The organism is Janthinobacterium algoris (genome assembly GCF_051380935.1).
GTDB lineage: Bacteria > Pseudomonadota > Gammaproteobacteria > Burkholderiales > Burkholderiaceae_D > Janthinobacterium.
Window position 1 is genome coordinate 65440 of sequence record NZ_JBNYXZ010000016.1, and the last position, 24455, is coordinate 89894.

The 24455-nt window shown below is 62.0% G+C and carries 25 protein-coding genes; 20 read left to right on the top strand and 5 right to left on the bottom strand.

Going from position 1 to position 24455, the window contains the following annotated elements; genetic code table 11:
* The first annotated feature begins 39 nt into the window (after positions 1-39).
* From ACQ4W7_RS21755 to tatC, 19 genes are all read left to right on the top strand, one after another.
* Positions 40-387, top strand: coding sequence for an STAS domain-containing protein (locus ACQ4W7_RS21755; protein ID WP_426073965.1), 348 nt, complete (start codon positions 40-42; stop codon positions 385-387).
* A 211-nt stretch (positions 388-598) separates the two neighbouring features.
* Positions 599-1516 (top strand): ABC transporter ATP-binding protein, encoded by a 918-nt coding sequence (locus ACQ4W7_RS21760; RefSeq protein WP_426073964.1) that lies wholly within the window; start codon positions 599-601, stop codon positions 1514-1516.
* Positions 1513-2274, top strand: a complete 762-nt coding sequence (locus tag ACQ4W7_RS21765; protein ID WP_426073963.1) for an ABC transporter permease — start codon at positions 1513-1515, stop codon at positions 2272-2274. Before ACQ4W7_RS21760 ends, ACQ4W7_RS21765 begins: the two co-directional genes overlap by 4 nt.
* Positions 2275-2332: 58 nt before the next feature.
* Complete coding sequence (locus ACQ4W7_RS21770) at positions 2333-2569, top strand: BolA family protein (RefSeq protein WP_010402134.1); 237 nt, start codon at positions 2333-2335, stop codon at positions 2567-2569.
* Positions 2570-2573: 4 nt separating this feature from the next.
* Positions 2574-3824: a UDP-N-acetylglucosamine 1-carboxyvinyltransferase gene (gene murA, locus ACQ4W7_RS21775; protein ID WP_070257789.1), complete on the top strand. Its 1251-nt coding sequence runs from the start codon at positions 2574-2576 to the stop codon at positions 3822-3824.
* A gap of 20 nt (positions 3825-3844) precedes the next feature.
* Positions 3845-4525, top strand: coding sequence for an ATP phosphoribosyltransferase (gene hisG, locus ACQ4W7_RS21780; RefSeq protein ID WP_436533172.1), 681 nt, complete (start codon positions 3845-3847; stop codon positions 4523-4525).
* Positions 4526-4551: 26 nt separating this feature from the next.
* A complete protein-coding gene (hisD, locus tag ACQ4W7_RS21785) occupies positions 4552-5877 on the top strand; it encodes a histidinol dehydrogenase (protein WP_426073961.1) in 1326 nt (441 codons plus the stop codon).
* On the top strand, positions 5874-6812 hold the full coding sequence (locus tag ACQ4W7_RS21790) for a DNA-methyltransferase (RefSeq protein ID WP_436533174.1): 939 nt from the start codon (positions 5874-5876) through the stop codon (positions 6810-6812). The genes hisD and ACQ4W7_RS21790 overlap by 4 nt, the downstream gene beginning before the upstream one ends.
* Before the next feature lie 33 nt (positions 6813-6845).
* On the top strand, positions 6846-7940 hold the full coding sequence (gene hisC / locus ACQ4W7_RS21795) for a histidinol-phosphate transaminase (protein ID WP_436533176.1): 1095 nt from the start codon (positions 6846-6848) through the stop codon (positions 7938-7940).
* Between the two features lie 19 nt (positions 7941-7959).
* Entirely contained in the window at positions 7960-8550 is a 591-nt protein-coding gene (hisB, locus tag ACQ4W7_RS21800; protein WP_010402123.1) for an imidazoleglycerol-phosphate dehydratase HisB, read from the top strand.
* A 35-nt stretch (positions 8551-8585) separates the two neighbouring features.
* Positions 8586-9224: an imidazole glycerol phosphate synthase subunit HisH gene (gene hisH, locus ACQ4W7_RS21805; RefSeq protein WP_426073958.1), complete on the top strand. Its 639-nt coding sequence runs from the start codon at positions 8586-8588 to the stop codon at positions 9222-9224.
* A 69-nt stretch (positions 9225-9293) separates the two neighbouring features.
* Positions 9294-10067, top strand: a complete 774-nt coding sequence (hisA, locus tag ACQ4W7_RS21810; RefSeq protein ID WP_426073957.1) for a 1-(5-phosphoribosyl)-5-[(5-phosphoribosylamino)methylideneamino]imidazole-4-carboxamide isomerase — start codon at positions 9294-9296, stop codon at positions 10065-10067.
* Positions 10068-10126: 59 nt separating this feature from the next.
* On the top strand, positions 10127-10888 hold the full coding sequence (gene hisF / locus ACQ4W7_RS21815) for an imidazole glycerol phosphate synthase subunit HisF (protein WP_426073956.1): 762 nt from the start codon (positions 10127-10129) through the stop codon (positions 10886-10888).
* A 26-nt stretch (positions 10889-10914) separates the two neighbouring features.
* Positions 10915-11352 (top strand): phosphoribosyl-AMP cyclohydrolase, encoded by a 438-nt coding sequence (gene hisI, locus ACQ4W7_RS21820; protein WP_436533179.1) that lies wholly within the window; start codon positions 10915-10917, stop codon positions 11350-11352.
* A complete protein-coding gene (locus tag ACQ4W7_RS21825; RefSeq protein WP_071326066.1) occupies positions 11349-11720 on the top strand; it encodes a phosphoribosyl-ATP diphosphatase in 372 nt (123 codons plus the stop codon). The genes hisI and ACQ4W7_RS21825 overlap by 4 nt, the downstream gene beginning before the upstream one ends.
* Positions 11721-11735: 15 nt before the next feature.
* A complete protein-coding gene (locus ACQ4W7_RS21830; RefSeq protein ID WP_436533181.1) occupies positions 11736-12107 on the top strand; it encodes a histidine triad nucleotide-binding protein in 372 nt (123 codons plus the stop codon).
* A gap of 80 nt (positions 12108-12187) precedes the next feature.
* On the top strand, positions 12188-12424 hold the full coding sequence (tatA, locus tag ACQ4W7_RS21835; RefSeq protein WP_034780931.1) for a Sec-independent protein translocase subunit TatA: 237 nt from the start codon (positions 12188-12190) through the stop codon (positions 12422-12424).
* 48 nt (positions 12425-12472) lie between these two features.
* Positions 12473-13006 (top strand): Sec-independent protein translocase protein TatB, encoded by a 534-nt coding sequence (gene tatB, locus ACQ4W7_RS21840; RefSeq protein WP_436533183.1) that lies wholly within the window; start codon positions 12473-12475, stop codon positions 13004-13006.
* On the top strand, positions 13003-13758 hold the full coding sequence (gene tatC, locus ACQ4W7_RS21845; protein WP_426073952.1) for a twin-arginine translocase subunit TatC: 756 nt from the start codon (positions 13003-13005) through the stop codon (positions 13756-13758). The genes tatB and tatC overlap by 4 nt, the downstream gene beginning before the upstream one ends.
* A gap of 84 nt (positions 13759-13842) precedes the next feature.
* Here tatC and ACQ4W7_RS21850 read toward each other — a convergent pair whose 3' ends face one another.
* The 5 genes from ACQ4W7_RS21850 to ACQ4W7_RS21870 form a co-directional block, all read right to left on the bottom strand.
* Positions 13843-14157, bottom strand: coding sequence for a hypothetical protein (locus ACQ4W7_RS21850; protein WP_426073951.1), 315 nt, complete (start codon positions 14155-14157; stop codon positions 13843-13845).
* Positions 14158-14326: 169 nt separating this feature from the next.
* Positions 14327-16186: a DUF885 domain-containing protein gene (locus ACQ4W7_RS21855; protein ID WP_436533186.1), complete on the bottom strand. Its 1860-nt coding sequence runs from the start codon at positions 16184-16186 to the stop codon at positions 14327-14329.
* 163 nt (positions 16187-16349) lie between these two features.
* Entirely contained in the window at positions 16350-16838 is a 489-nt protein-coding gene (locus tag ACQ4W7_RS21860) for a hypothetical protein (protein ID WP_426073949.1), read from the bottom strand.
* Positions 16839-16907: 69 nt separating this feature from the next.
* On the bottom strand, positions 16908-21071 hold the full coding sequence (locus tag ACQ4W7_RS21865; protein ID WP_436533188.1) for a DEAD/DEAH box helicase: 4164 nt from the start codon (positions 21069-21071) through the stop codon (positions 16908-16910).
* 35 nt (positions 21072-21106) lie between these two features.
* Positions 21107-23050 (bottom strand): dipeptidyl-peptidase 5, encoded by a 1944-nt coding sequence (locus tag ACQ4W7_RS21870; RefSeq protein WP_436533190.1) that lies wholly within the window; start codon positions 23048-23050, stop codon positions 21107-21109.
* A 198-nt stretch (positions 23051-23248) separates the two neighbouring features.
* Here ACQ4W7_RS21870 and hemE point away from each other — a divergent pair, with 198 nt between their 5' ends.
* Positions 23249-24334, top strand: a complete 1086-nt coding sequence (gene hemE / locus ACQ4W7_RS21875) for a uroporphyrinogen decarboxylase (protein WP_436533192.1) — start codon at positions 23249-23251, stop codon at positions 24332-24334.
* The last annotated feature ends 121 nt before the right edge of the window (positions 24335-24455 follow it).

A 24455-nucleotide genomic window follows, 5' to 3' on the forward strand; every position in this document is an offset into this window, starting at 1 on the left:
AGCTCCTGAATCAGCTCCAGACCAGCGCAGCCCGACGCCATGCCCGACTCTCTCGACACTTTGCAGTCCCTGACTTCCCTGACCGTGCACAATGCCACTGTGGCATTGGAGCAGGGTCTGGACGCCATTCGCTCGGGTCAGACCAAGTTCGACTTGCGCAACGTCAAGGCCGTCGATTCGGCCGCCGTTTCCGTCATGCTGACGTGGCAGCGCGCCGCGCAGGATGCCGGCGCCGTGCTGGAGCTGAAAAACCTGCCGAATAACCTGAAAAACCTCACCAAGCTATATGGCGTCTGCTCGCTCGTCTCGAGCACTTTGAGCGCCGACGACTGCGGCAGCGCCGGCGGCCACGCCGAACGCAGCCCGTCCGACCTGCATCATCATTGATCCTGTCCCACTCCCCGCATCAGCAGTAGCTTTCAAGCCGGCAGGCCAGCAGCGCCGCCGGATTGATCTCCAAGTGTTCCACGAATTTTCCAACTATAATTGACTGTTGCGCCATCCTCGTCTGAAGGCGGCACCCTGCACCGGCCTGCCGGCCTGGATGTCCCCGGCAACTGGCGCACCACACCAGACGCATTACACTTGAAACAAGCACATGACCGCAATTCAAATCACGAATGTAGAAAAGAGCTATAAATCGCTCAAGGCGTTGGGCGGCGTGTCGCTGGCCATCGAGGAAGGCGAGTTTTTCGGCCTGCTCGGCCCCAATGGCGCCGGCAAGACGACCCTCATTTCCATCATCGCCGGCCTGATACGTCCCGACGCGGGCACTGTCAAGATCCACGGTCACGATGTGGTCAAGGACTTCCGCAACGCGCGCCGCAACCTGGGCGTGGTGCCGCAGGAGCTGGTGTTTGACCCGTTTTTCACCGTGCGCGAAACCCTGCGTCTGCAGTCCGGCTATTTCGGCCTGCCGAACAACGATAAGTGGATCGACGAGGTCATGGAAAACCTCGACCTGACCGGCAAGGCCGACACGAATATGCGCGCCCTGTCCGGCGGCATGAAGCGCCGCGTGCTCGTCGCCCAGGCGCTGGTGCACAAGCCGCCCGTCATCGTGCTCGATGAGCCGACCGCCGGCGTTGACGTGGAACTGCGCCAGACCCTGTGGAAGTTCATTTCGCGCCTGAACCGCGAAGGTGGTCACACGGTCGTGCTGACCACCCACTACCTGGAAGAGGCGCAAGCCATGTGCCAGCGCGTGGCCATGCTCAAGACGGGCAAGGTGGTGGCGCTCGATACCATGTCGGCCCTGATCCGCCGCATCGCCGGTTCGCAGCTGCAAGTGCACCTCAAATACGGCAGCCTGCCGGCCGACCTGCAGCACCTGGTGCTGCACCCGGAAGAACAGCAGGCGCCCAACAAGTTCAGCCTGCGCGTCAACGAATACAGCGAAGTCGAGAAAATCCTTGCCCGCCTGCGTGTAGCGGGCGTCGAGATCGACGAAATGCAATTGCAACAAGCCGACCTGGAAGATATCTTCTTGCAGATCATGGATAAAGGTACCGTATGATTTCGACAGGATTTCGCACCCTCGTCTACAAAGAGACGCTGCGCTTCTGGAAGGTGGCGACGCAAACCGTGGCCGCGCCCGTGCTCACGTCGATGCTGTACCTGCTGGTGTTCGGCCATGTGCTCGACGGCCGCGTGGAGCCGAGCCCCGGCGTCAGCTACACGGCCTTTTTGATTCCCGGCCTGGTGATGATGAGCGTGCTGCAAAACGCGTTTGCCAATTCCTCGTCCTCGCTGATCCAGTCCAAGATCACGGGCAACCTGGTGTTCGTGCTGTTGACGCCCCTGTCACACTGGGAAATCTTCTCGGCGTATGTACTCGCTTCCGTCGCGCGCGGCCTGGCCGTGGGCTTTGGCGTGTTTGCCATTACCTGCTGGTTCGCCGACCTGTCGTTCGTCGCGCCCCTGTGGATCGTCATCTTTGCCTTCCTGGGCGCCGCTATGCTGGGCACCATGGGTCTGATCGCCGGCATCTGGGCCGAAAAATTCGACCAGCTGGCGGCCTTCCAGAACTTCCTGATCATGCCGGCCACCTTTTTGTCGGGCGTGTTCTATTCGATCCACTCGCTGCCGCCGTTCTGGCAGACGGTGTCGCACCTGAACCCCTTCTTTTACATGATCGACGGCTTCCGTTACGGCTTCTTCGGCGTGTCCGATGTCAGCCCCTGGCTCAGTCTTTCCATCGTCGCTGGCTTCCTCGTGATCCTGGCGCTGGCATCGATCCGCCTGCTGCAAAGCGGCTATCGTTTGCGTCACTAGTTACGACACTAATTGCGGCACATCACATCACTACATTATTCAATATCAAGGACTTATCGTGACCACCACTCCAGAACTGATCCACGGCTACCTGTCGGCCGGCCTCGAATGCACGCACCTCGAAGTGGAGGGCGATGGCCAGCACTTCCAGGCCGTGATCGTTTCGCCCGCGTTTGCCGGCAAGCGTTTGATCGCCCGCCACCAGATCGTCTACGCGGCGCTGGGCGACCGCATGCGCGAGGAAATCCACGCGCTGTCGATGAAAACCCTGACACCTGAAGAATTCCAAGGATAAGCACATGGACAAGCTCCTCATCAACGGCGGCAACCGCCTGAACGGCGACATCGCCATCTCCGGCGCGAAAAACGCTGCCTTGCCCATCCTGTGCGCCGGCCTGTTGACCGCGGGCGACCTGGACCTGACCAACGTGCCGCACCTGCACGACGTGGCCACCATGTTGAAACTGCTGGGCCAGACGGGCCTGAAAGTGCAGCAGGACGGCGACCGCGTGGTCTTGAACGGCAGCGCCATCGATACCCTGGAAGCGCCGTATGAACTGGTGAAAACCATGCGCGCCTCGATCCTGGTGCTGGGCCCCATGCTGGCGCGCTTCGGCGAAGCCAAGGTCTCGCTGCCGGGTGGCTGTGCCATCGGTTCGCGTCCGGTCGACCAGCACATCAAGGGCCTGGAAGCGCTGGGCGCCGAGATCCGCATTGAAGCGGGCTACATCTACGCCAAGTGCGCCAAGCTGAAAGGCGCGCGCATCGTCACCGACATGATCACCGTCACCGGCACCGAGAACCTGCTGATGGCAGCGACCCTGGCCGAAGGCGAGACCATCCTGGAAAACGCCGCCTGCGAACCGGAAGTAACCGACCTGGCGCACCTGCTGGTGGCCATGGGCGCGAAGATCGATGGCATTGGCACCAGCCGCCTGGTGATTCAGGGCGTCGACGCCTTGCATGGCGCCTCGCACGCGGTGATCGCCGACCGCATCGAAACGGGCACCTTCCTGTGCGCCGTGGCAGCCACCGGCGGCGACATCACCCTGCGCAATGTGCGCACCGACATTCTCGACGCGGCGCTCGACAAGCTGCGCGCCATGGGCCTGACGATGACTTTTGGTGCCGACTGGATCCGCGCCGAGATGTCGGCCCGTCCGAACCCCGTCAGCTTCCGCACCACGGAATACCCGGGCTTCCCGACCGACATGCAGGCGCAGTTCATGGCCGTCAATACCATCGCCAATGGCGCCAGCCGCGTCACTGAGACGATCTTCGAGAACCGTTTCATGCACGTGCAGGAAATGAACCGCCTGGGCGCCGACATCACCATCGAGGGCAATACGGCCATCATCGCCGGCGTCAAGCAGCTGCGTGGCGCGCCCGTAATGGCGACCGACCTGCGCGCCTCGGCCTCGCTGGTGATCGCCGCCCTGGCGGCCGACGGCGAAACCTTGATCGACCGCATCTATCACCTTGACCGTGGCTACGACCGCATGGAAGTCAAATTGTCGGCAGTCGGCGCGAATATCGTGCGCATCAAGTAAAAACAAGAAAAGGAATCAGCATGAACGGATCGAATAACGGTGACAGCTCCCAGCTGATCCTGGCGCTCTCAAAAGGCCGCATTTTTGAGGACACCATGCCGCTGCTGGAAGCGGCCGGCATCAAGGTGCTGGAAAACCCGGAGACCTCGCGCAAGCTGATTTTGGCCACCAACGATCCGAACGTGCGCGTCATCATCGTGCGCGCCAGCGATGTGCCGACCTACGTGCAGTACGGCGCGGCCGATTTCGGCGTGGCGGGCAAGGATGTTTTGCTGGAACATGGCGGCGAAGGCCTGTACCAGCCGATCGACCTGAATATCGCCGCCTGCCGCATGTCGGTGGCGGTGCAGGCCGGTTTTGACTACGAGAAGGCCGTGCAGCAGGGTGCGCGCCTGCGCGTGGCCACCAAATTCGTGCACACGGCGCGCGAGCATTTCGCCGCCAAGGGCGTGCACGTCGACCTGATCAAGCTGTATGGCTCGATGGAGCTGGCGCCTCTGGTCGGCCTGTCCGACGCCATCGTCGACCTGGTCAGCACGGGCAGCACTTTGCGCGCGAACAACCTCGTCGAGGTCGAGCACATCATGGAAATCTCGTCGCGCCTGGTGGTCAACCAGGCTGCGCTCAAGCTCAAGCGCGAGCGCTTGCAGCCGATTATCGAGGCCTTTGAACGTGCCTCGCAAACTGCTTCGCAAGCCTAGACACTCTCAGTAGCAGAAAGCCGATTATGCCGATACAGATACGCAAGCTCGATTCAAGCCAGGATGGTTTCCAACAATCGCTCGATACGCTGCTGGCGTTCGAGGCGGACACCGATGCGGCGATTGAAACGTCGGTGGCGAAAATCCTGGCCGACGTGAAAACGCGCGGCGACGCCGCCGTACTCGAATACACCAACCGTTTCGACCGCATCCCGCATGGCGGCGCGGCGGAAATGGCGGCCTTCGATATTTCGCAAGCCGAATTGCAGGCGGCCCTGAACGGCTTGCCGTCGGCCCAGCGCGAGGCGCTGCAGATCGCCGCGCAGCGCATCCGCGCCTTCCACGAACGCCAGCGCGAAGAATTGCGCGGTTTTAGCTACACCGAACCCGATGGCACGGTACTGGGGCAGAAGATCACGCCGCTGGACCGGGTCGGCATCTACGTCCCGGGCGGCAAGGCAGCCTATCCGTCTTCCGTGCTGATGAACGCCCTTCCCGCACACGTGGCGGGCGTGGGCGAAATCATCATGGTGGTGCCGACGCCCGATGGCGTGAAAAACCAGATGGTGCTGGCCGCCGCCGCGATTGCCGGCGTGACGCGCGTGATCACCATCGGCGGTGCGCAAGCGGTCGGCGCGCTGGCTTACGGCACGCAGACGATTGCCGCCGTCGACAAAATCGTCGGCCCCGGCAACGCCTATGTGGCTGCCGCCAAGCGCCGCGTGTTCGGCATCGTCGGCATCGACATGATCGCGGGACCATCCGAAATCCTGGTCCTGTGCGACGGCACGACGGACCCGGACTGGGTGGCGATGGACCTGTTTTCGCAGGCCGAGCACGACGAACTGGCGCAGGCGATCCTGCTGTGCCCCGACGCCGGCTACATCGCGCAAGTCGAAGCGAGCATCGCCAAGCTGCTGCCGACGATGCCGCGCCAGGCCACCATCAGCACGTCGCTGCAGGACAGGGGCGCGCTGATCAAGGTGCGCAGCATGCAAGAAGCGTGTGAAATCGCCAATGCCATCGCGGCCGAACACCTGGAAATCTCGGCGGAAAACCCGCAGCACTGGGCCGAACAGATACGCCACGCGGGCGCCATGTTCCTGGGCCGCTTTTCGTCCGAATCGCTGGGCGACTATTGCTGTGGTCCCAATCACGTGCTGCCGACCTCGCGCACGGCGCGCTTTTCGTCGCCGCTGGGCGTATACGACTTCCAGAAGCGCTCGTCCATCATTCACGTCAGCGAAGCGGGCGCGCAAACTTTGGGCCGCGTCGCCGCCACCCTGGCGTATGGCGAAGGCTTGCAAGCCCACGCGCGCAGCGCCGAACTGCGTTTGAAGCCGCAGCCATGACAAATATGGCGGAGCGGCCGGACTGGGTCAACCGGGTCTATTGCGAGGATGCGCTGGCGGGGCTGGCGCGCATTCCCGATGGCTCCGTGGACCTGATTCTGACCGATCCGCCGTACAACCTGGGCAAGGATTACGGCAATGCCTCGGACCAGCAGTCCGTGGCCGACTACCTGCGCTGGACGGAAGCGTGGATCGATGCGGCGCTGCCCAAGCTGAAAGCCAACGGCAGCCTGTATATTTTTCTCACCTGGCGCTATTCGCCGGAGATCTTCGTCATGCTGAAGCAGCGCATGGCGATGATGAATGAAATCATCTGGGACCGCCGCGTGCCGTCCATGGGCGGCAGCGTGCGCAGCTTTTCATCGGTGCACGACACCATCGGCTTCTTCGTCAAGCGCAAGGATTACTACTTCGACCTTGATGCGGTGCGCATCGCCTACGACGCGGCCACCAAGAAAGCCCGTTCGCGCTCGATCTTCATCGGCGCGAAATGGCTGGAAGTGGGCTACAACCCGAAAGACTTGTGGAGCGTGTCGCGCCTGCACAAGGAACACCCGGAACGGGCCGACCACCCGACGCAAAAGCCATTAGAAATCATCGAGCGCATGCTCAAGGCTTCGTGTCCGCCCGGCGGCGTGGTGCTCGACCTGTTCATGGGCAGCGGCACCACGGCGCTGGCGGCCAAGCGCTGCGGACGTGATTTCGTCGGTTTCGAACTCAATCCCGATTATTGCGCCATCATCGAACAGCGCCTGGCGGCACTGGCGCAGGAACTGGCCGCACCGGCCGCTCCCGCGGCGAAGGCCGCCAAGGCGGCCGTGAAGAAACCGGCGGCAGCCAAGAAGCCGGCAACGGCGAAAAAGCCGCCCGCCGTGAAAAAAGCGCCGGCCCGCAAGGCGCGCAGCGTCGCCGTGCCGGAAGACGTCGTCATTTAGTCTCCATTTAATTCCATCAGGAGTGTTTGCAGCATGTCTTTCCTCGATCAGTTAATCAGCAACACCGTGCGGTCCGATGTGCGGGCCGTCAAAAGCTACCAGGTAGCCGATGCCAGCGGTTACATCAAACTCGATGCGATGGAAAACCCGTATCCGCTGCCGCAGCATTTGCGCGAGGAACTGGGCGCGCGCCTGGCCGGCGTGGCGCTGAACCGCTATCCGCCGTCCTACGCCAGCTTGCAGGCGGCCATCTGCGCCAAGCTGGGCGTGCCAGACGGTTACGCCGTCATGCTGGGCAACGGTTCCGATGAACTGATCTCCATCCTGGCCATGGCTTGCGCCCACCAGGAGCAGGGACAGCGCGCCGTGCTGCTGGCCCCCGTGCCGGCCTTCGTCATGTATGCCCGTTCGGCGCAGTTTGCCGGTATGGATTTCGTCGGCGTGCCCCTGCAGGCCGACTTCAGCCTGGACATGCCGGCCATGCTGGCGGCGATAGAACAGCACCGCCCGGCGCTGGTATTGCTCGCCTACCCGAACAACCCGACGGGCAACCTGTTTGCCAGCGCCGATATCGAGCGCATCCTGGCTGCACTCGGCGACACGGGCATCGCCGTCGTCGACGAAGCGTATGAGCCGTTCGCGCAGCGCAGCTTCATGGGCCGCCTGCCCGAATTCGAGAATCTGGTGGTGATGCGCACCGTGTCAAAACTGGGCCTGGCCGGCATTCGCCTCGGCTACATGTCGGCCGCGCCGGCCTTGCTGGCGCAGTTTGAAAAAGTGCGCCCGCCGTACAACGTCAATGTGCTGACGCAGGCGGCGGCCGAATTCGCGCTCGAGCACCTCGACGTGCTCAATGCCCAGGCGGACCTGCTCAACAGTGCGCGCGACGATCTGGCACTGCGCCTGGCGGCGCTGCCCGGCGTGACGGTGTTTCCCTCGAAGGCAAATTTTCTTCTGATTCGTGTGGCTGATGCCGACGATGTTTGCGCAAAACTGCTTGCCCGCAGGGTTTTAATTAAAAATATGAGTAAAATGCATGCTGCGCTGGTCAATTGCCTGCGCATCAGCGTCAGCACCCCGGAAGAGAATTCCCTTTTTTACGATGCCTTCAAGGCATCCCTCGTTTAGCCTATCGCCAGAGCCTCCCATGAACCGCACCGCAGAAATCACGCGCAACACCAATGAGACGCAAGTTCGCGTCGCCCTCAACCTGGACGGCACCGGCCAGCAAAAACTCAATACCGGCGTGCCCTTCCTCGACCATATGCTGGACCAGATCGCCCGCCACGGCTTGATCGACCTGGATATCGAAGCGACGGGCGACGTGCATATCGATAACCACCATACGGTGGAAGACGTGGGCATCACCTTGGGCATGGCCGTGGCCAAGGCCATCGGCGACAAGAAGGGCATCCGCCGCTACGGCCACGCGTATGTGCCGCTGGACGAGGCGCTGTCGCGCGTGGTGCTCGATTTTTCGGGCCGCCCGGGCATCGAATACCACATCCCGTTTACGCGCGCCATGATCGCCGGCTTCGACGTCGACCTGACCCTGGAATTTTTCCGCGGCTTCGTCAACCATGCGGGCGTGACCTTGCATATCGATAACTTGCGCGGCACGAATGCCCACCATCAGTGCGAAACCGTGTTCAAGGCCTTTGGCCGCGCGCTGCGCATGGCTGCCGAGCTCGACGAGCGCGCGGCCGGCATCATTCCATCGACCAAGGGCAGCCTGTAAGCGCCCGCGAACCACTGTAGATTCCGAGATCAAACATGAATAAAATTGTGGTGGTGGATTACGGCATGGGCAACCTGCGCTCGGTGGCGCAGGCCCTGCGTGCCGTGGCGCCTGACGCCGATGTGCGCATTTCCGGCGTAGCTGCCGACATCGACAGCGCCGACCGCATCGTCTTGCCGGGCCAGGGCGCCATGCCCGACTGCATGCGCAGTCTGCGCGAATCGGGCGTGCTCGAAGCGCTGCTGCGCGCGGCCGACAGCAAGCCCGTGCTGGGCGTGTGCATCGGCGAGCAAATGCTGTTTGATGGCAGCGAAGAGGGCGATGCGGCCGGCTTGGGCTTGCTGCCAGGCAAAGTCGTGCGTTTCCAGCTCGACGGCCAGGTGCAGGAAGACGGCTCGCGCTTCAAGGTGCCGCAAATGGGCTGGAACCAAGTACGGCAAACGGCGTCCCATGCGATGTGGGATGGCATAGACGACAACGCGTATTTTTACTTTGTGCACAGCTATTTTGCTCAACCTCAAGAGGCGGCGCACACGGTGGGCGAGACTGTCTATGGTGCGCCGTTCGCGTGCGCCGTCGCGCGTGATAATATTTTCGCGACACAGTTTCATCCTGAAAAAAGTGCTGCCGCTGGCTTGCAGCTGTACCAGAACTTCGTTCACTGGCAACCCTGACGTACCTTTTGATGTACCTTCGTGGCCTTTCCGGCTTCGCTTCTCACTCACTCTGATACCACACTGACCATGCTGCTTATTCCCGCCATCGACCTGAAAGACGGTCACTGCGTACGCCTGAAACAAGGCGATATGGAACTTGCCACCGTATTTTCCGAAGACCCGGCCGAGATGGCCCGCCATTGGCTGATGCAAGGCGCGCGCCGGCTGCACCTGGTCGACCTGAACGGCGCCTTTGCCGGCAAGCCGAAAAACGAAGGCGCCGTGAAAGCCATCCTCAAGGCCGTGCAGGATTTCGCCGTGGAAAACGACATCGAGGAAATTCCCGTGCAGCTGGGCGGCGGCATCCGCGACCTCGATACCATCGAGCGCTACCTCGACGCGGGCATCACCTACGTCATCATCGGCACGGCGGCCGTGAAAAGCCCCGGCTTCCTGCACGACGCCTGCGGCGCCTTCCCGGGTCACATCATCGTCGGCCTCGATGCCAAGGATGGCAAAGTGGCAACGGATGGGTGGAGCAAGATGTCGGGCCACGAAGTGATCGACTTGGCGAAAAAATTCGAAGCCTATGGCGTCGAATCGATTATCTATACGGATATCGGCCGCGACGGCATGATGGGCGGCATCAATATCGAAGCCACCGTCAAGCTGGCGCAAGCGGTCAAAATCCCCGTCATCGCTTCGGGTGGCCTGCACAATATCGGCGACGTGGAAGCGTTGTGCGCGGTCCAGGCCGAAGGCATCGAAGGCGTGATCTGCGGCCGTTCCATCTATGAAGGCACGATCGACCTGGCGCAAGCGCAGGAACGCGCCGATGAATTGACCGACGCCGCCGTTTAAGCCAGCCCGGCCGGGGCGTGCGCGTGCATGCCTGGCCTGGCGACAATCTGGATACCATCATGCTTGCAAAACGTATCATCCCCTGCCTCGACGTGACCAATGGCCGCGTCGTCAAAGGTGTCAACTTCACGCAATTGCGCGACGCCGGCGACCCGGTGGAAATTGCCCGTCGTTATGACGAGCAGGGTGCCGATGAAATCACTTTCCTCGACATTACCGCGTCCAGCGACAACCGCGGCCTGATCTTCGACATCATCGAAGCCGTGGCGTCGCAAGTGTTCATTCCGCTGACCGTGGGCGGCGGCGTGCGCGTGGTGGAAGACGTGCGCCGCCTGCTCAACGCGGGCGCCGACAAGGTCAGCATCAACACCTCGGCCGTGACGAACCCGCAACTGGTGTACGAGGCATCCCAAAAGCACGGCTCGCAATGCATCGTCGTGGCCATCGATGCCAAGCAGGTGTCGCCCGGCAAGTGGGAAGTGTTTACCCATGGCGGACGCACTGCCACCGGTCTGGACGCGTTCGCATGGGCGCGTAAAATGGAAAGCCTGGGCGCGGGCGAAATCTTGCTCACCAGCATGGACCGCGATGGCACCAAGGTGGGCTTTGACCTGGGCTTGACGCGCGGCGTGTCCGATGCCGTCAGCATTCCCGTGATCGCTTCGGGCGGCGTGGGCGGCTTGCAAGACTTGGTCGACGGCATCAAGGTGGGCCGCGCGGACGCCGTGCTGGCTGCCAGCATCTTCCACTATGGCCAGCACACGGTGCAGGAAGCCAAGCGTTTCATGGCGCAGCAGGGCATCCCCATGCGCCTGGCGTAAACAAAATAGTACCCAGGATACAGAACATGCAAAACGTAACGATCGTAGCAAGCAATGCCAAGTGGCTGAAAAAGGTCAAATGGGACGAGCACGGCCTGGTGCCCGTGATCGCGCAGGAAGCGGGCAGCAATGACGTGCTGATGTTTGCCTGGATGAACCGTGACGCGCTGGCGCGCACGGTGGAGTTGGGTGAAGCCGTGTACTGGAGCCGTTCGCGCAAGAAACTTTGGCACAAGGGGGAAGAGTCCGGCCATACGCAAAAGGTGCTGGAAATCCGCCTCGATTGCGATGAAGACGTGGTCTTGCTGAAAATCGAGCAAGCCGGCGGCATCGCCTGCCATACGGGCCGCCACTCGTGTTTCTTCCAGAAATTCGACGGCGATGAAAAAACGGGAGAATGGCAGATCACCGACCCCGTCCTGAAAGACCCTGACACGATTTACGCGGAAAGCAAGACCAAATGAGTGAAACCTTGAAGCGCCTGGCCGCCGTGATCGAATCGCGCAAGCCGGCCAACGGCGGCGACCCCGCCACGTCCTATGTCGCGCGCCTGTTTGCCAAGGGCGATGACGCCATCCTGAAAAAAATCGGCGAAGAAGCCACGGAAACGGTGATGGCCGCCAAGGATGCGCGGCGCGACAACGACCCGTCGAAGGTCCTGTACGAGTGCGCCGACCTGTGGTTTCACTCGCTGGTGATGCTGGCGCAGTTCGACCTGACGCCGCAGCAGGTGCTCGACGAGCTGGCGCGCCGTGAAGGCTTGTCGGGCCTCGAAGAAAAGGCGGCACGCAAGGATGAACTGCGCGACGCCGGCGAAACAGACAAACATTGACCTACTGGAGCGTGCGTGGATAACTGTATTTTTTGCAAGATTGCTGCAAAACAAATTCCTTCTTCCATCGTATATGAAGACGACGACTTGTTGGCCTTCAAGGACATCAACCCGGCCGCCCCCGTGCATTTGCTGCTGATTCCGAAGCGCCACGTGGCCAGCCTGTCCGACTGCGACGATAGCCATGCAGAAATGCTGGGCAAGTTGCTGCGCCTGGCGCCGAAGCTTGCAGCCGAGTTCGGCTGCGCCGTCATGTATGAGGCCGATGGCACGCCTGCCGGCGGCTTCAAGACCATGATCAACAGTGGCCCGAACGGCGGGCAAGAGGTGTATCACCTGCACATGCATGTGTACGGCGGTCCCCGTCCCTGGCGCGGCCAGCACTGATTTCGCCGCGCGCCGGGTTCGCGTGTATACTACCGGCATTAGTTGACGCTATTCGGGCACCGTCCCGCAAGGAGAATGTGATGGGTTCATTGAGTATTTGGCACTGGGTGATCGTTCTGGTCATTGTGATGCTGGTCTTCGGCACCAAGAAACTGGGCAATATCGGCGGTGATATCGGCAAGGCCGTCAAAGGCTTCAAGGATGGCGTCAAGGGCGAAGATGACGCCCCGGCAGCCAATACCCCTCCTGCTGCGCCATCGCAAGTGGCCGACAAAAGCACCATCGACGTCGAGACGAAAGAGAAAAGCAAGTTCTGATAGCGTGGCGGGGCGCTTGCCTCGTCCGGTAACAGCCCTTGTCAGCTTATGATCGATCTCGGTCTCTCTAAAATCGCCATCATCGGCGTGGTTGCGTTGATAGTCATTGGCCCTGAAAAGTTGCCGAGAGTAGCACGCATGGCCGGCACCCTGTATGGCCGCGCGCAACGCTACCTGAATCAGGTGAAATCCGAAGTCTCGCGCGAAATTGAGCTGGAAGAGCTGAAAAACCTGCAGAAAGACGTGCAGGATGCAGCTCATTTAGTCAAGCAAAGCGTGGAGAAGTCCATGCATGGCGTGGAAAACTCCATCTCCGGCAACCTGGCCGAGGTGGAAAACGCCTGGCGTGGCGATTCCAGCTCGTATGATGGGTACCACGATGCCCATGAAGCCATGCTGCGCGCCACCAACGAAGACCTGGCCCGCAAAGCGCGCGAATTTCGCCGCAAGAAGCTGGTGCGCAATGCCGCCATCCCTGGCTGGTACAAGCAGCGCCATGGCGGCAAGCAGCACGTGCAGTCGGCGGCCGCTCGCGTGGCGCGTTTCCGTCCGCGCGCCAGTTCCTCCTCCTTTTACTCATGAGTAGCAAATCCCCGGTGGAAGAAACCTTTATCTCGCATCTGGTCGAGCTGCGCAACCGCCTGGTCAAGGCCTCGATCGGCATCGCCGTCGTCTGCGCCGTGCTGTTCTATTGGCCCGGCCCCTCGCAGATCTATGATTTTATTGCCGCACCGATGATCGCCTCGCTGCCGACCGGCTCGAAAATGATCGCCACCGGCGTCATTTCACCGTTTCTGGTGCCGATGAAAGTGACGCTGATGATCGCCTTCATCGTCGCCTTGCCCTGGGTCCTGTACCAGATGTGGGCCTTTATCGCGCCCGGCCTGTACACGCATGAAAAGCGCCTGATCGCGCCGCTGGTCATCTCGTCTTCCCTGCTGTTCATCGCCGGCGTGGCCTTCTGCTATTTCTTTGTGTTTGGCCGCGTGTTCCACTTCATCAGCGACTTTTCGCCATCGTCGATCGCCGTCATGCCCGATATCGAAAACTACCTCGATTTCGTCATGTCGATGTGCCTTGCCTTTGGCGCCACGTTCGAGGTGCCCGTGGTGGTGGTGATCCTCGTGCGCATGGGCTTGGTTACTATCGCGAAACTCAAGGAAGTGCGTCCCTACATCATCGTCGGCGCCTTCGTGATTGCCGCCATCGTTACGCCGCCGGACGTGGTCAGCCAGTTCTCGCTGGCCATTCCCATGTGCCTGCTGTTCGAGCTGGGCCTGCTGGTGGCGCCCATCTTCGTCAGGGCCACTCAGGCGCCGGAAGAAGCGTCCTAGACGCGTTCCAGACGCTGCCACGCAAAAGCCGCTGTCCTCCGCCAGGAGCAGCGGCTTTTTTCATGTGAAAACGTCAGTGGGTGCTTACTGCAGCATCAGCTTGCTCAAAATGCCCAGGTTCAGCAGGATCAGGGTGCTCATCATCCAGTAGACATGCTTCATGTCCGCGCCATGGCGTAAGTCCATGCGTTCCAGGCGGGCATCGATTTTTTGCTCAACGAGCTTGATTTCCCCGAGCACGTTATGCTCTAGCACCGCCAACTCTCCATGGACGACCACGGCCGTGCCCAGCACATCGCCCAGGGCCGAGGCATGCGCTTCGGCTTGCGTGGTGGGAACGCCCGCTGACGCGAGACGTTTGGCGTAGTCAAGGGTATCGAAGTGGATGGGCATATGCATGGACGCTCCTGATTACCAGCCTAGCAGAAAAATCGGCAATTGCCAGTGAGGAGAGCTGCACCTGCCTTCACGTCAGCGTAGAACGTATCAGGCAGGGTCGTTTGCGGTGGCGCAAACGGATGCAAAAAGGGCGCCGCAGCGCCCTTTGCAAGCGGATGGCGAGCGCCGCTTAATTCATCAACTCCTTGATGACTTTCACGGGCGCGCTGCCGTAGCTGAGGAATTGCTCATGGAAATCCTTCAGCACGAATTTGTTGCCCAACGCTTGCTTGCGCTGTTCGCGCAAGTCCATGATTTCGCTGTAACCGCTGAAATAGCTGGTCAGTTGCACCGAGCTCAACTGCACGCGGCGCCATTTTTCCGTCGCTTCACGCTTGGTCTGGAAGGCCTGGCGCGTCAGCAGGTCGAGCGCCTGCTCTTGCGTCATGCCCAGCACGTGCACACTGTAGTCGAGGATGGTGTTGGTGACGCTGCGCAAATTCCACTTCGAATACATCAGCCACATTTCCGGCGCGTTATTGCCATAGCCCGATTCCAGCATCATGCGCTCGCCATACACGGCCCAGCCTTCGATCATGGCGCCGTTGCCAAAGATGGACTTGACCAGCGAGGGCGACTTGTTGGCGTACACCAGCTGCGTGTAATGGCCGGGGATGGCTTCGTGGATGTTCAGGATCTGCAAGATCCAGTGGTTGTATTCGCGCAAGCTGCTTTCCGCCTGTTCCGGCGTTTCGCCATCGAGCGGCGTCACGTTGTAATAGGTACGGTCCTGCGGACGGTAGGGGCCGGGCGCTTCGATGCTGGCGCCGGCCACGCCGCGCTGGTAAGCGGGCGTTTCACGCACGACCAGCGGCTTTTTCGGGTCCATCGTCAGCAGGTTGTGGCTGGTCACCCAGTCCTGCAATTCCGGGATCTGGCGGCGGATTTCCGGCACGAAATCGGCGGCGGCCACATGCTTGCTGGATAGCTTGTCGATTACCATGCCGATCTTCGCCGTGCGATCCGCCGGCTTGGCCGTGGCGCCCATGGTTTTCACCCACAGTTCGTCGGACAGGCTATCCATGTGTTCGAGCAACTTTTCGCGCGCGGCCAGGGCTTTCTGGTACATCTGCTCGGCGCTCACGCTGGCCTGGATATCGTAAGCAAATTTCTGCTCGTACAAGTCCTTGCCGATGCGGAAAGAGCGCGCATTGCCGTTCTGCGCCAGCGTGGCATCCTGTTCCGTCAGCCAGGCAGCATAGCCTTGCACGGCCGTGCGGGCCGCGGCGATGCGCGCGTTGTACAGCTGCTTTTCCGCGGGCGTCAGGATGGAACCCTGTGCCGTCTTGTTCAGGTCGTCAAGTACGCTGAGCACGCCAGCGCTCTGGGCGATGGCCAGCTGCGTGTGTTCGCGTGTGGGGTTGACGATGCTGGCACGCGCTGCCGCATAGTATTGCGGCACGGTGGCGATGCGCTTGAGCAAGGTGCGCAGGCGCTGCGGCTGCGCCGCGTACTCCGTGTTCAGGATGAAGTCGATGGACCCGGCCACGTTGTACTGGGCAGGGTTCCATTCGAATTCGCGGAAAGTGGTCAGATACCAGCGGTCCGATTGCAGTTTATTCGTCAGCAAGGCCAGGTCGGTGCGTTGCTTGTCCGACATTTTGCTGGCATTCAGCTTGCCGAACTTGCCCAGCCATTCTTCGATGAAGGCCAGTTGCTTCTGGCGGCTGGCCGCGTCGGGGATGCTCAGGTTAGCGGCGCCATCGTACTTGCCGACCGAAATCGCGCTTTCCGGGTCCAGGCGCCACAGGGCCGTGAGGAATTGGCCGCTCAGATTATTCATGGAACGGTCGCTGCTGTTCTCGCTGGCGACCGCGGCGACCGTGGCTGCGGTGGCGGCACTGACGACAGCCACTTTGTTGGCGACGGTTTTTTTCTTGCTGCTGGTACTGGCCTTGCCGTTCTTCTGCGGCTTCTTGGCGGCGCTGGCCGGTGTCAGGGTAAAGGCCAGCATCAATGCGGCGAGCGCAATTTTGTTTTTTATTAGCATAGTTTATCTCTTGAATATTTTGTTGTTTGTTCTAATCTAAAAATAATAAACTGATAATATAAGTAACAAACAACTATTGAAAGGTTGGCTTTGCTTGCCAGAGCGGCCAAAGATTAGCATTAATTGCCACGCTTGCGCAGTTTTTTGCCCGTCTGCCAGTCCGCTAGACGACGATGGCGCTGCCTTGTAGCATCTCTTGATGGCGTGCATTCAGGGTCGCTACGGCATCCTTGCCGCGCGCCATGCCGGTGGCGTGGATTTCGATGTCTTGCGTGTAGCGCTGGCTGACGCGCACCGTGTAGGACTGGAACAACCAGCTCCAGAAATTGGTTTCATAGACGGCTTCATCCATGTCGCGCCATTTGACGCCCATGAGTTTCTTTTTCCACGGCAAGATGCCGGATGCCAGCCAGACGCCCGCTTCGTCGTAATACAGCTGATAGCTGCGTATCGTCAGCAGGCGGTAGGCGACGATCAGGGCTGAGCCGATCAGCACCACGAAGGCAGCGCGCGCGTTGTACTTGAAGGCCAGCGGCAGGGCGGCAAAAAATAGCAGCACGGCAATGATGAAAGTGCTGACGTAGGCGGTCCAGGATTTGCCGCACAAAAAGGTGGCGCGCTGGCCGGCGCTGGTGGCGATAAAGTCGGTCATGGGGCAAGAAAAAAGAACGGAAAAACGATCATCGCATGGAACGCCGTTTCCCCGTTCATTTTTTCAATCTCATTGCTTCAACCCTTCTTGCAGCATGCCCAGCATGTCATTGGCCGACATGCGCGCAGCCGCGTCGCTGCCTTCCAGCAAGCTGTCGGCCAGGTCGCGCTTATGCTGGTGCAATTCGACGATGCCCTCCTCGATCGTGTGTTTCGCCACCAGCCGGTAAATGGTGACGGGGCGCAATTGCCCCATGCGGTGGGCGCGGTCGGAGGCCTGGTCTTCCACGGCCGGATTCCACCACGGATCCATGTGGATCACGTAATCGGCTGCCGTCAAATTGATGCCCATGCCGCCCGCCTTCAGGCTGATCAGGAAAACATCGCCTTCTCCCGCCTGGAAGGCATCCACCCGGCGCTTGCGCTCCTGCATGGGCGTACTGCCGTCGAGATACTGGTAGCTGACGCCATGCTGCTCCAGATGCTGGCGGATCAGGGTCAAATGGTCGACGAACTGGCTGAAGACGAGCACCTTGTGGCGGTTTTCCAGCAAGCCCGACAGCAACTGCGCGAAGGCTGCCAGCTTGCTGCTGGCCAGGCCCAGCTCCGGTGCCACCAGCTGCGGATTGCAGCAGGCACGGCGCAGCTTCATGATTTCCGCCAGGATCTGGATGGCTTTTTTCGACGCCGGCCCTTCCACCATGGCCAGCTTTTCCAGCGCTTCGCGGCGCAAGGATTCGTACAGCGCCGTTTCCTGCGGCGACAGTTCCACTTCCAGCACGATTTCCGTGCGTGACGGCAATTCCGACAGCACTTGCGTCTTCGTGCGGCGCAAGATGAAGGGCGCTATCAAGCGACGCAGCCGCAAGCGCGCGCCGGCCGCCGCGCGCTTGTCCTGATCTTTCTCAATCGGCCCCGCGAAGCGCAGGTTGAACTGGTCGAGGGTGCCCAGCAAACCGGGGTTGATGAAGCGGAACAGATTCCACAATTCGCCCAGGTGGTTTTCCAGCGGGGTGCCGCTGGCCACCATGCGGAAATCGCCTTGCAAGGCCATCACGGCTTGCGAGCGCTTGGTGGCGCCATTCTTGATGGCTTGCGCTTCGTCGAGCACGATGGTATGCCAGCGCACGCCGGCAAACAGGGTCGCTTCCTGCTGCAGCAAACCGTAGCTGGCCACCACCACGTCGAACGGCTGCAATGTTTCCAGCATGTCGGCCCGGTCGCCGCTGCCGAACAGTTTCACGTTCAGGGTGGGCGCGAAGCGCTGCGCTTCGCTGATCCAGTTCATGCACACGGACGTCGGGGCGACGACCAGCGTGGGGCCGTTCGGCGCGCGCGCCAGGATCAGGGCCAGCGCCTGTAAAGTCTTGCCGAGTCCCATGTCGTCGGCCAGGCAGGCGCCCACGCCCCAGTGCGCCAAGCGCGCCAGCCACTGGTAGCCAGCCAGCTGGTAGTCGCGCAAGTCCGCCTGCAAGGTGCTAGGCAACTGCGGCGTAAAATCGTCGAGGGCGCGCAGGCGCAGCAAGTGTTCGCGCCACAATTTGTCGGCCTTCACGCCGCCCGCGTCGTTGGCCAGCTCTTCCAGCGCGAAGGCGGCCAGCGGGTGGATATGCACGCCATCGGCATGCACCTCGCCATACGCGGCCAGCTCTGACAGGCGCCGGTGCAATTCGTCGCTGAGGGCCAGGAATTGGTTGTCGCCCAGGGCCACGAAGCGGCTTTTATTGTTTTGCATCAAATCGAGCAAGGCGCGCAAATCCATCACCTTGTCTTCATCGATCTGCACTTCGCCACTGGCGGCAAACCAGTCTTTTTCGCTCTTGATATTCAAGCGCATCTGGCCGCTGTCGATGCGTTTTGACACGCGCATGGTTTCGCCTTCGGGCCAGGCCAGCACAATACCGGAGCCGATAGCGGCCGCGTCCAGCGCTTGCAACTCGACCAACAATTGCAGGCCCAGCGCAGGCTGGCCCAGCAGCCACTCGCCATGTTCCTCTTCCGCCTCTTCCAGCACCAGGCAACGACCGATGAGCTGGCGCTGTGCTTCGCGTTCCGCGTTCAGGTCGCGCCGCGCCTGCACGGCCCGGCCCGCCACGTCGGCAAATACGCTTTCGGCGCCGCTGCCGGGCGCGTAATAGGCGCCATTGTCGAGCAAGGGGCGCACTAAAATCTGCATTTTCAAGCCCTGCTGGTAAGGCAGCAGGTGCACATGCAGGCGGTGGTCGGCCGTGACCGCTTCCGCGTCCCCGGCGCCGCCGATGTCCGATTGCACGGTGACCATCGAGGAGATGGCGCCGATCGCTTGCATCACCTGTTTTTCCGCATGCAGGGGCACGGATAGGCCCAGGCCCACGATGGCGCCGATGCGCCGGTGCTCGTCAAGGATGTGCACCACGCGCAAGCGCGTCGGCGTCTCGCGCTGCACCACCACATTGCTGCCGCTGTCGGGCAGGGGCGGCTGCATGCCCAGCCACAGCTGCCCCTCGTGCGATTTGATCAGGAGTTCGGGCGCGCCGGCGATCAGTTCCACGCGCGTCTCGGGATGGTCGAGCCAGAAGACGAGCGGGTGGCCCACCAGCAAGATGGCGGCCTTGTCGAGCTCGATTTCATAGCGGGGTGCCGATGAATAGTACTGTTTGAAGGGCGCGAGGCTGCCGGCTGCGCGCGCGTCTTGCGGCGTGAGGAAATCGATGTCGCCCGCCTCTTCGGCCAGGCGTTTCAAGCCCATGGCGCGGCCCTTGCTCCAGCCGCCGCGCGCATCGCGCTTCTGCTCGCGCACTTCCACGGCCGTCAAGCCGAAGCGCGGGTCGAATGCCACCAGCCATACCAGGCGCGAGACGCTGCCCGCCGCTTCGGCGGGCGCGCTCTGTTGCAGGTTGATGAGGGCGCTCAGCTGGCGCTGCCACGCTTCCTGGCGCTCGAACCACGGCGCCATGTCCGTCAAGCCTTGTTGCGCCCGCTTGACCGTCGCATAGCGCTCCTGCTGCGGCTCGCCCATCAAGCCCAGCAAGCCGGCCGCTTGCGCGGCGATCAAATCGTAGCCGGCGGCGTCGGCTTGCTGCACCAGCGATCGCAGTTGATCCTTGCGTTCGCTCAATTGCGGTAGCGCCAGCCAGTAGTACAGCAAGGCCTGGAATAGCTGCGCCTGCAGTCCCGTTTCCCAGCTGCGCGTGGGGATGCTTTCCGCCAGTTGCACGCCGGCGCGCACCAGGCGCAAGGTGTTGAGTTGCTGGTAGACGATGCTGTCGTGGTTCGGCTGCGCGTGCAGCGCGATATCGAGATAGGTCTCCGCGTTTTTCAGCAGCTTGGCGTCATTGCCGCGCAGCAGGGCCAGCACGTACAGGTGGCCGCCGATGCCCGTAAAGCACAGCTTGCGCTTGCCCGCTTCCTTGCGCAAGCCTTTCAAGGCTGTTTCAAAGCCCGCCAATGCGTGCGCATGTTCGCCGCGCAAGAGGGCGATGCTGCTGTCGACAAACAGCGCCTGCGGCCCCTGCTGGCCCGCCAGGTAACGCGCGGCCGCGTCGAGTTCGCCGCACAGCAGGGCGTCTTCGGCCAATGCCAACGGCAGGGCGGCGCCGATATGGTCGCCAGCGGCAGCCTGGCGCGCATGGTGGGCGCGCGCGTAGGTGCGGATGGCGTGCGCCGTGGCCGGCTCGCGCGGGGCATTGCCCAGCAGCACGGCCAGAATGTCATCCTGCAGTTGCGGCATGACAAAAGACAGCATCTCCGGTTCGAACGGCCGGCCGAAAATCTCGATCAGCGGATGCAGCTGCTGCGCTTCATAGCACGCCATGCAAGCGGCCAGGATGGCAGCCACGTGGCGCACCTCGTCATTGCGCAAGAGGGCGATGCGCAGGCGCGCCACGCCTTGCCGGTAGCTGCGCAATTCCACATAACCATCCCAGTTGCGGCGCACGGGGTTGATCAGCTCGATGGCCTGGCACAGGTCACGAAACACCAGGTGCTCGATGGCGGCGCGCATGGCGGGCCAGCGCAGTCTGGCTTCGCAGGCAAAGCCCCGTCCCACCACTTCGGACGCCAGCGCGTGCCGTGTCAAATGTTGCAGCATGCCCGTGACGGTGAGCAGGGCAAACGGCGTGCCGTCCGGCTCGACGACATTGGCGCGCTGCAAGTGTTCATACACGGCATGCTTGCCGACCGGTTCGCCCGCGATGGCCAGCAAGGCCAGGATCATCTGTTCGTGCTGCTCCAGGGCGGCGAACTCGTCCAGCATGAGTTGGTCTGAATGCGGGTCTGAATGCTGGTCTGTCATGCGGGCAAATTGGCGATATGCACGGGAGGCTCGCCGGCCGCCACGGGCAGGCCGAACACGCGCTGGTAGAAATACAGTTCCGCCTCCAGCGTGCGCACGATGCTTTCCGCCTTGCGGAAGCCGTGGCCTTCGCCTTCGAGCGGTACGTACGCGACCGGCACGCCGCGTGCCTGCAGGGCGTCGACCATCAGCTGCGACTGCTGCGGCGGCACGACTTTGTCATCGAGGCCCTGGAAGAAGATCATCGGGCGCGACAGTTTATCCGTGTGGTGGATGGGCGAGCGCGCGCGGTACAGCGCTTCGGCTTGCGGCTGCGAGGCGATCAGGTAGTCGTTGTAGTGCGATTCGAACTTGTGCGAATCGAGGTCCAGGCCTTTCAGGTCGGACACGCCGTAATAGCTGGCGCCGGCCTTGAAGACGTCGTGGAAGGTCAGGGCGCACAGGGTTGTCAGGCCACCGGCGCTGCCGCCGCGGATGATCAGGCGTTCCGGGTCGGCCAGGCCGTTGGTCGCCAGGTAGCGCGCGCCGGCGATGCAGTCTTCCACGTCGACGATACCCCATTGCCCGCGCAGCGCGTCGCGGTATTCGCGGCCGAAACCGCTGCTGCCGCCATAGTTGACGTCGAGCACACCGATGCCGCGGCTGGTCCAGTACTGCGTCGCCAGTTTCAAGGTATTGCTGGCCATGCTGGTGGGGCCGCCGTGGCTGATGACGATGACGGGCGGCAAGGTTCCTGCGGGCGCCTGCACGTCGCCATTGGTGGGCGCATAAAAGAAGGCGTAGGCCGTGCGGCCATTGCTACTAGGAAAGCTCAAGCTGCGCGGCACTGACAGGTAAGCAAGCGCGGGCAAGTGTGCTATCGACTGCGCCAGCACTTCCAGCTCATGGTTCGATAAATCGATGCGCGCCAGTTCCAGTGCGATGGTGGGGCTGCCGCCCAAGAGCGCGACGAAGCCGCGCCCCACGCGCAATTCGCGGATTTCCTGGTATGGGTGGGGAATCGGCTCCAGCTTGGCCGCCGCCACGTTCAATTGCGCCAGGTAGCTGATACCGGCCTGGATATACGTGCAGACGATCTCGTCGTCGGAAAGAAAACCGTACATGCTGCCGCCGAAAGTCCAGTGCGGCGTGGCAAATTCCGCTTCCATCGGGCACAGCGCCTCGATGTCGGCGCCATGCAGGCGGTACAGATTCCACCAGCCGCTGCTGTCGGAGACGAAGTGCAGCAAGCCGTTCGGCGACCACTCCGGCTGGCAAATCGACTCGCGCGCACCGCCGGCGATCAGGCGCGGCGACCCCAGGCTGCCATCCGCGTGCACGTCGGCCAGCCACAGTTCCGTGCCTTGCCACGGCAGGCGCGGGTGGTCCCAGCTGATCCAGGCCAGCTGGCTGCCGTCCGGCGACAAACGCGGCGCGGCATAAAAATCGTGGCCGCGTGCCAGCACCGTTTCGCCCCCGTCGAAGCTGACGGCCGCCAGGCAGTTGTCCGGCTGCGCGTGGCCTTCTGCGGGATGCTGCTCGCGCACGGCGATCAGGCGGGAACGGGCCGTATCGACAACAAAATCCGCATGGCGCGTGCTGCCGCCCGTGGTGAACGCTTCGGGCGCACCGTCGCCGGCCACGCGGTACAGGCAATTGTCGGCGAAATGCGAAAAATACACGGTATCGCCATCGACGGCATACGCGCCGCCGCCGTATTCATGCACGCGGGTGCGCACATTGAACGGCGCCGGCGTCAGTTCATCGACACGCGCGCCGCGCTGGCGCAGCAGGGTATTGCGGCCCGCCTCGCTGGCGCGTCCGGCCAGCCAGAGCACATCGGTCCCATCCGCACCGCCCAGGGCCAGCTGCGTCAGCGGCGAGGCGCCGGCGGCGACGATGGCCGCGCTGATCGGCGATGGCCAAATGCCATAAGGGGTGCTGGATGCGGTCGAGGTCATGCGGGCTCCGTGTCGTGGTGGGAAGAGGGGCCTCCAGGCGGCGTCAGGCAGCGCGGCGGCGTGCATCATCATAATGGAAGGGCTGCCACAACGAAAGTCATCGCTGTGCGGGGCAAATGCGGCAAAGCAGCACTGGAATCAATGAAATGGCAACGATTGGATGCGATAATACCGCTTCTCCAAGCTCGATTGCCTTCCATGCCACAATTTGCTCCGCTCCAGAATGATACTTTCCTGCGCGCCTTGTTGCGCCAGCCGACCGAGCACACTCCCGTCTGGCTGATGCGCCAGGCGGGCCGCTACCTGCCCGAATACCGCGCCACGCGCGAGCGGGCCGGCTCCTTCCTGGGCCTGGCAAAGAATCCCGATTACGCCACGGAAGTGACCTTGCAGCCCCTGGAGCGCTTCCCGCTCGACGCCGCCATCCTGTTTTCCGACATCCTGACGGTGCCTGACGCCATGGGCCTGGGTCTGTATTTCGCCGATGGCGAAGGGCCGAAGTTCGAGCGTCCGCTGCGCACGGAGCAAGATGTGATGGCCTTGCAAGTGCCGGACCTGGAATCGCTCGACTACGTTTTCAAGGCTGTCACGCAAATCCGCACGGAACTCAATGGCCGCGTGCCGCTGATCGGTTTTTCCGGCAGCCCGTGGACCCTGGCGTGCTACATGGTGGAAGGCGGCGGCTCGAAAGAGTTCCATACCATCAAGAAGATGCTGTACAACCGCCCTGACCTGATGCACCACATCCTGGCCATCAACGCCACTTCCGTGGCGCAGTATCTGAATGCGCAAATCGATGCCGGCGCGCAAGCCGTGATGATTTTCGATTCCTGGGGCGGTGCGCTGGCCGATGGCGCCTACCAGGAATTTTCGCTGGCCTACATGCAGCAAGTGGTGGCGCAGCTGAAACGCGACAAGGATGGCGTGAAAATCCCCGCCATCGTGTTTACCAAGGGCGGCGGCCAGTGGATCGAGCAGATCGCCGATATCGGCGCCGATGCCGTGGGCCTGGACTGGACCGTCAACCTGACGCGCGCGCGCCAGTTAGTGGGACATAAAGTGGGCTTGCAGGGCAATCTCGACCCCGCCATCCTGTTCGCCAGCCCCGAGCAGATCCGCGCCGAAGTGGCCAAGGTCTTGCATGCCTTCGGCGCGCCGTCGGCAGGCACGGGCCACGTATTCAACCTGGGCCATGGCATTTCCCAGTTCACGCCGCCAGAGTCGGTGGCGGCCATGGTGGAAGCCGTGCACAGCATGAGCCGCGCCATGCGCAGCGGCCAGTAAGCACGCACCGCTTTCCGTGGCTCAGGGGCGCACAAGGCAGGCTTTCCAACGGAAGCCTGCCTTTTTCTTTGCTGCGCCCTAGCAAGAAATACCGACTTATGCACAATTTTTTTTGCTGCGG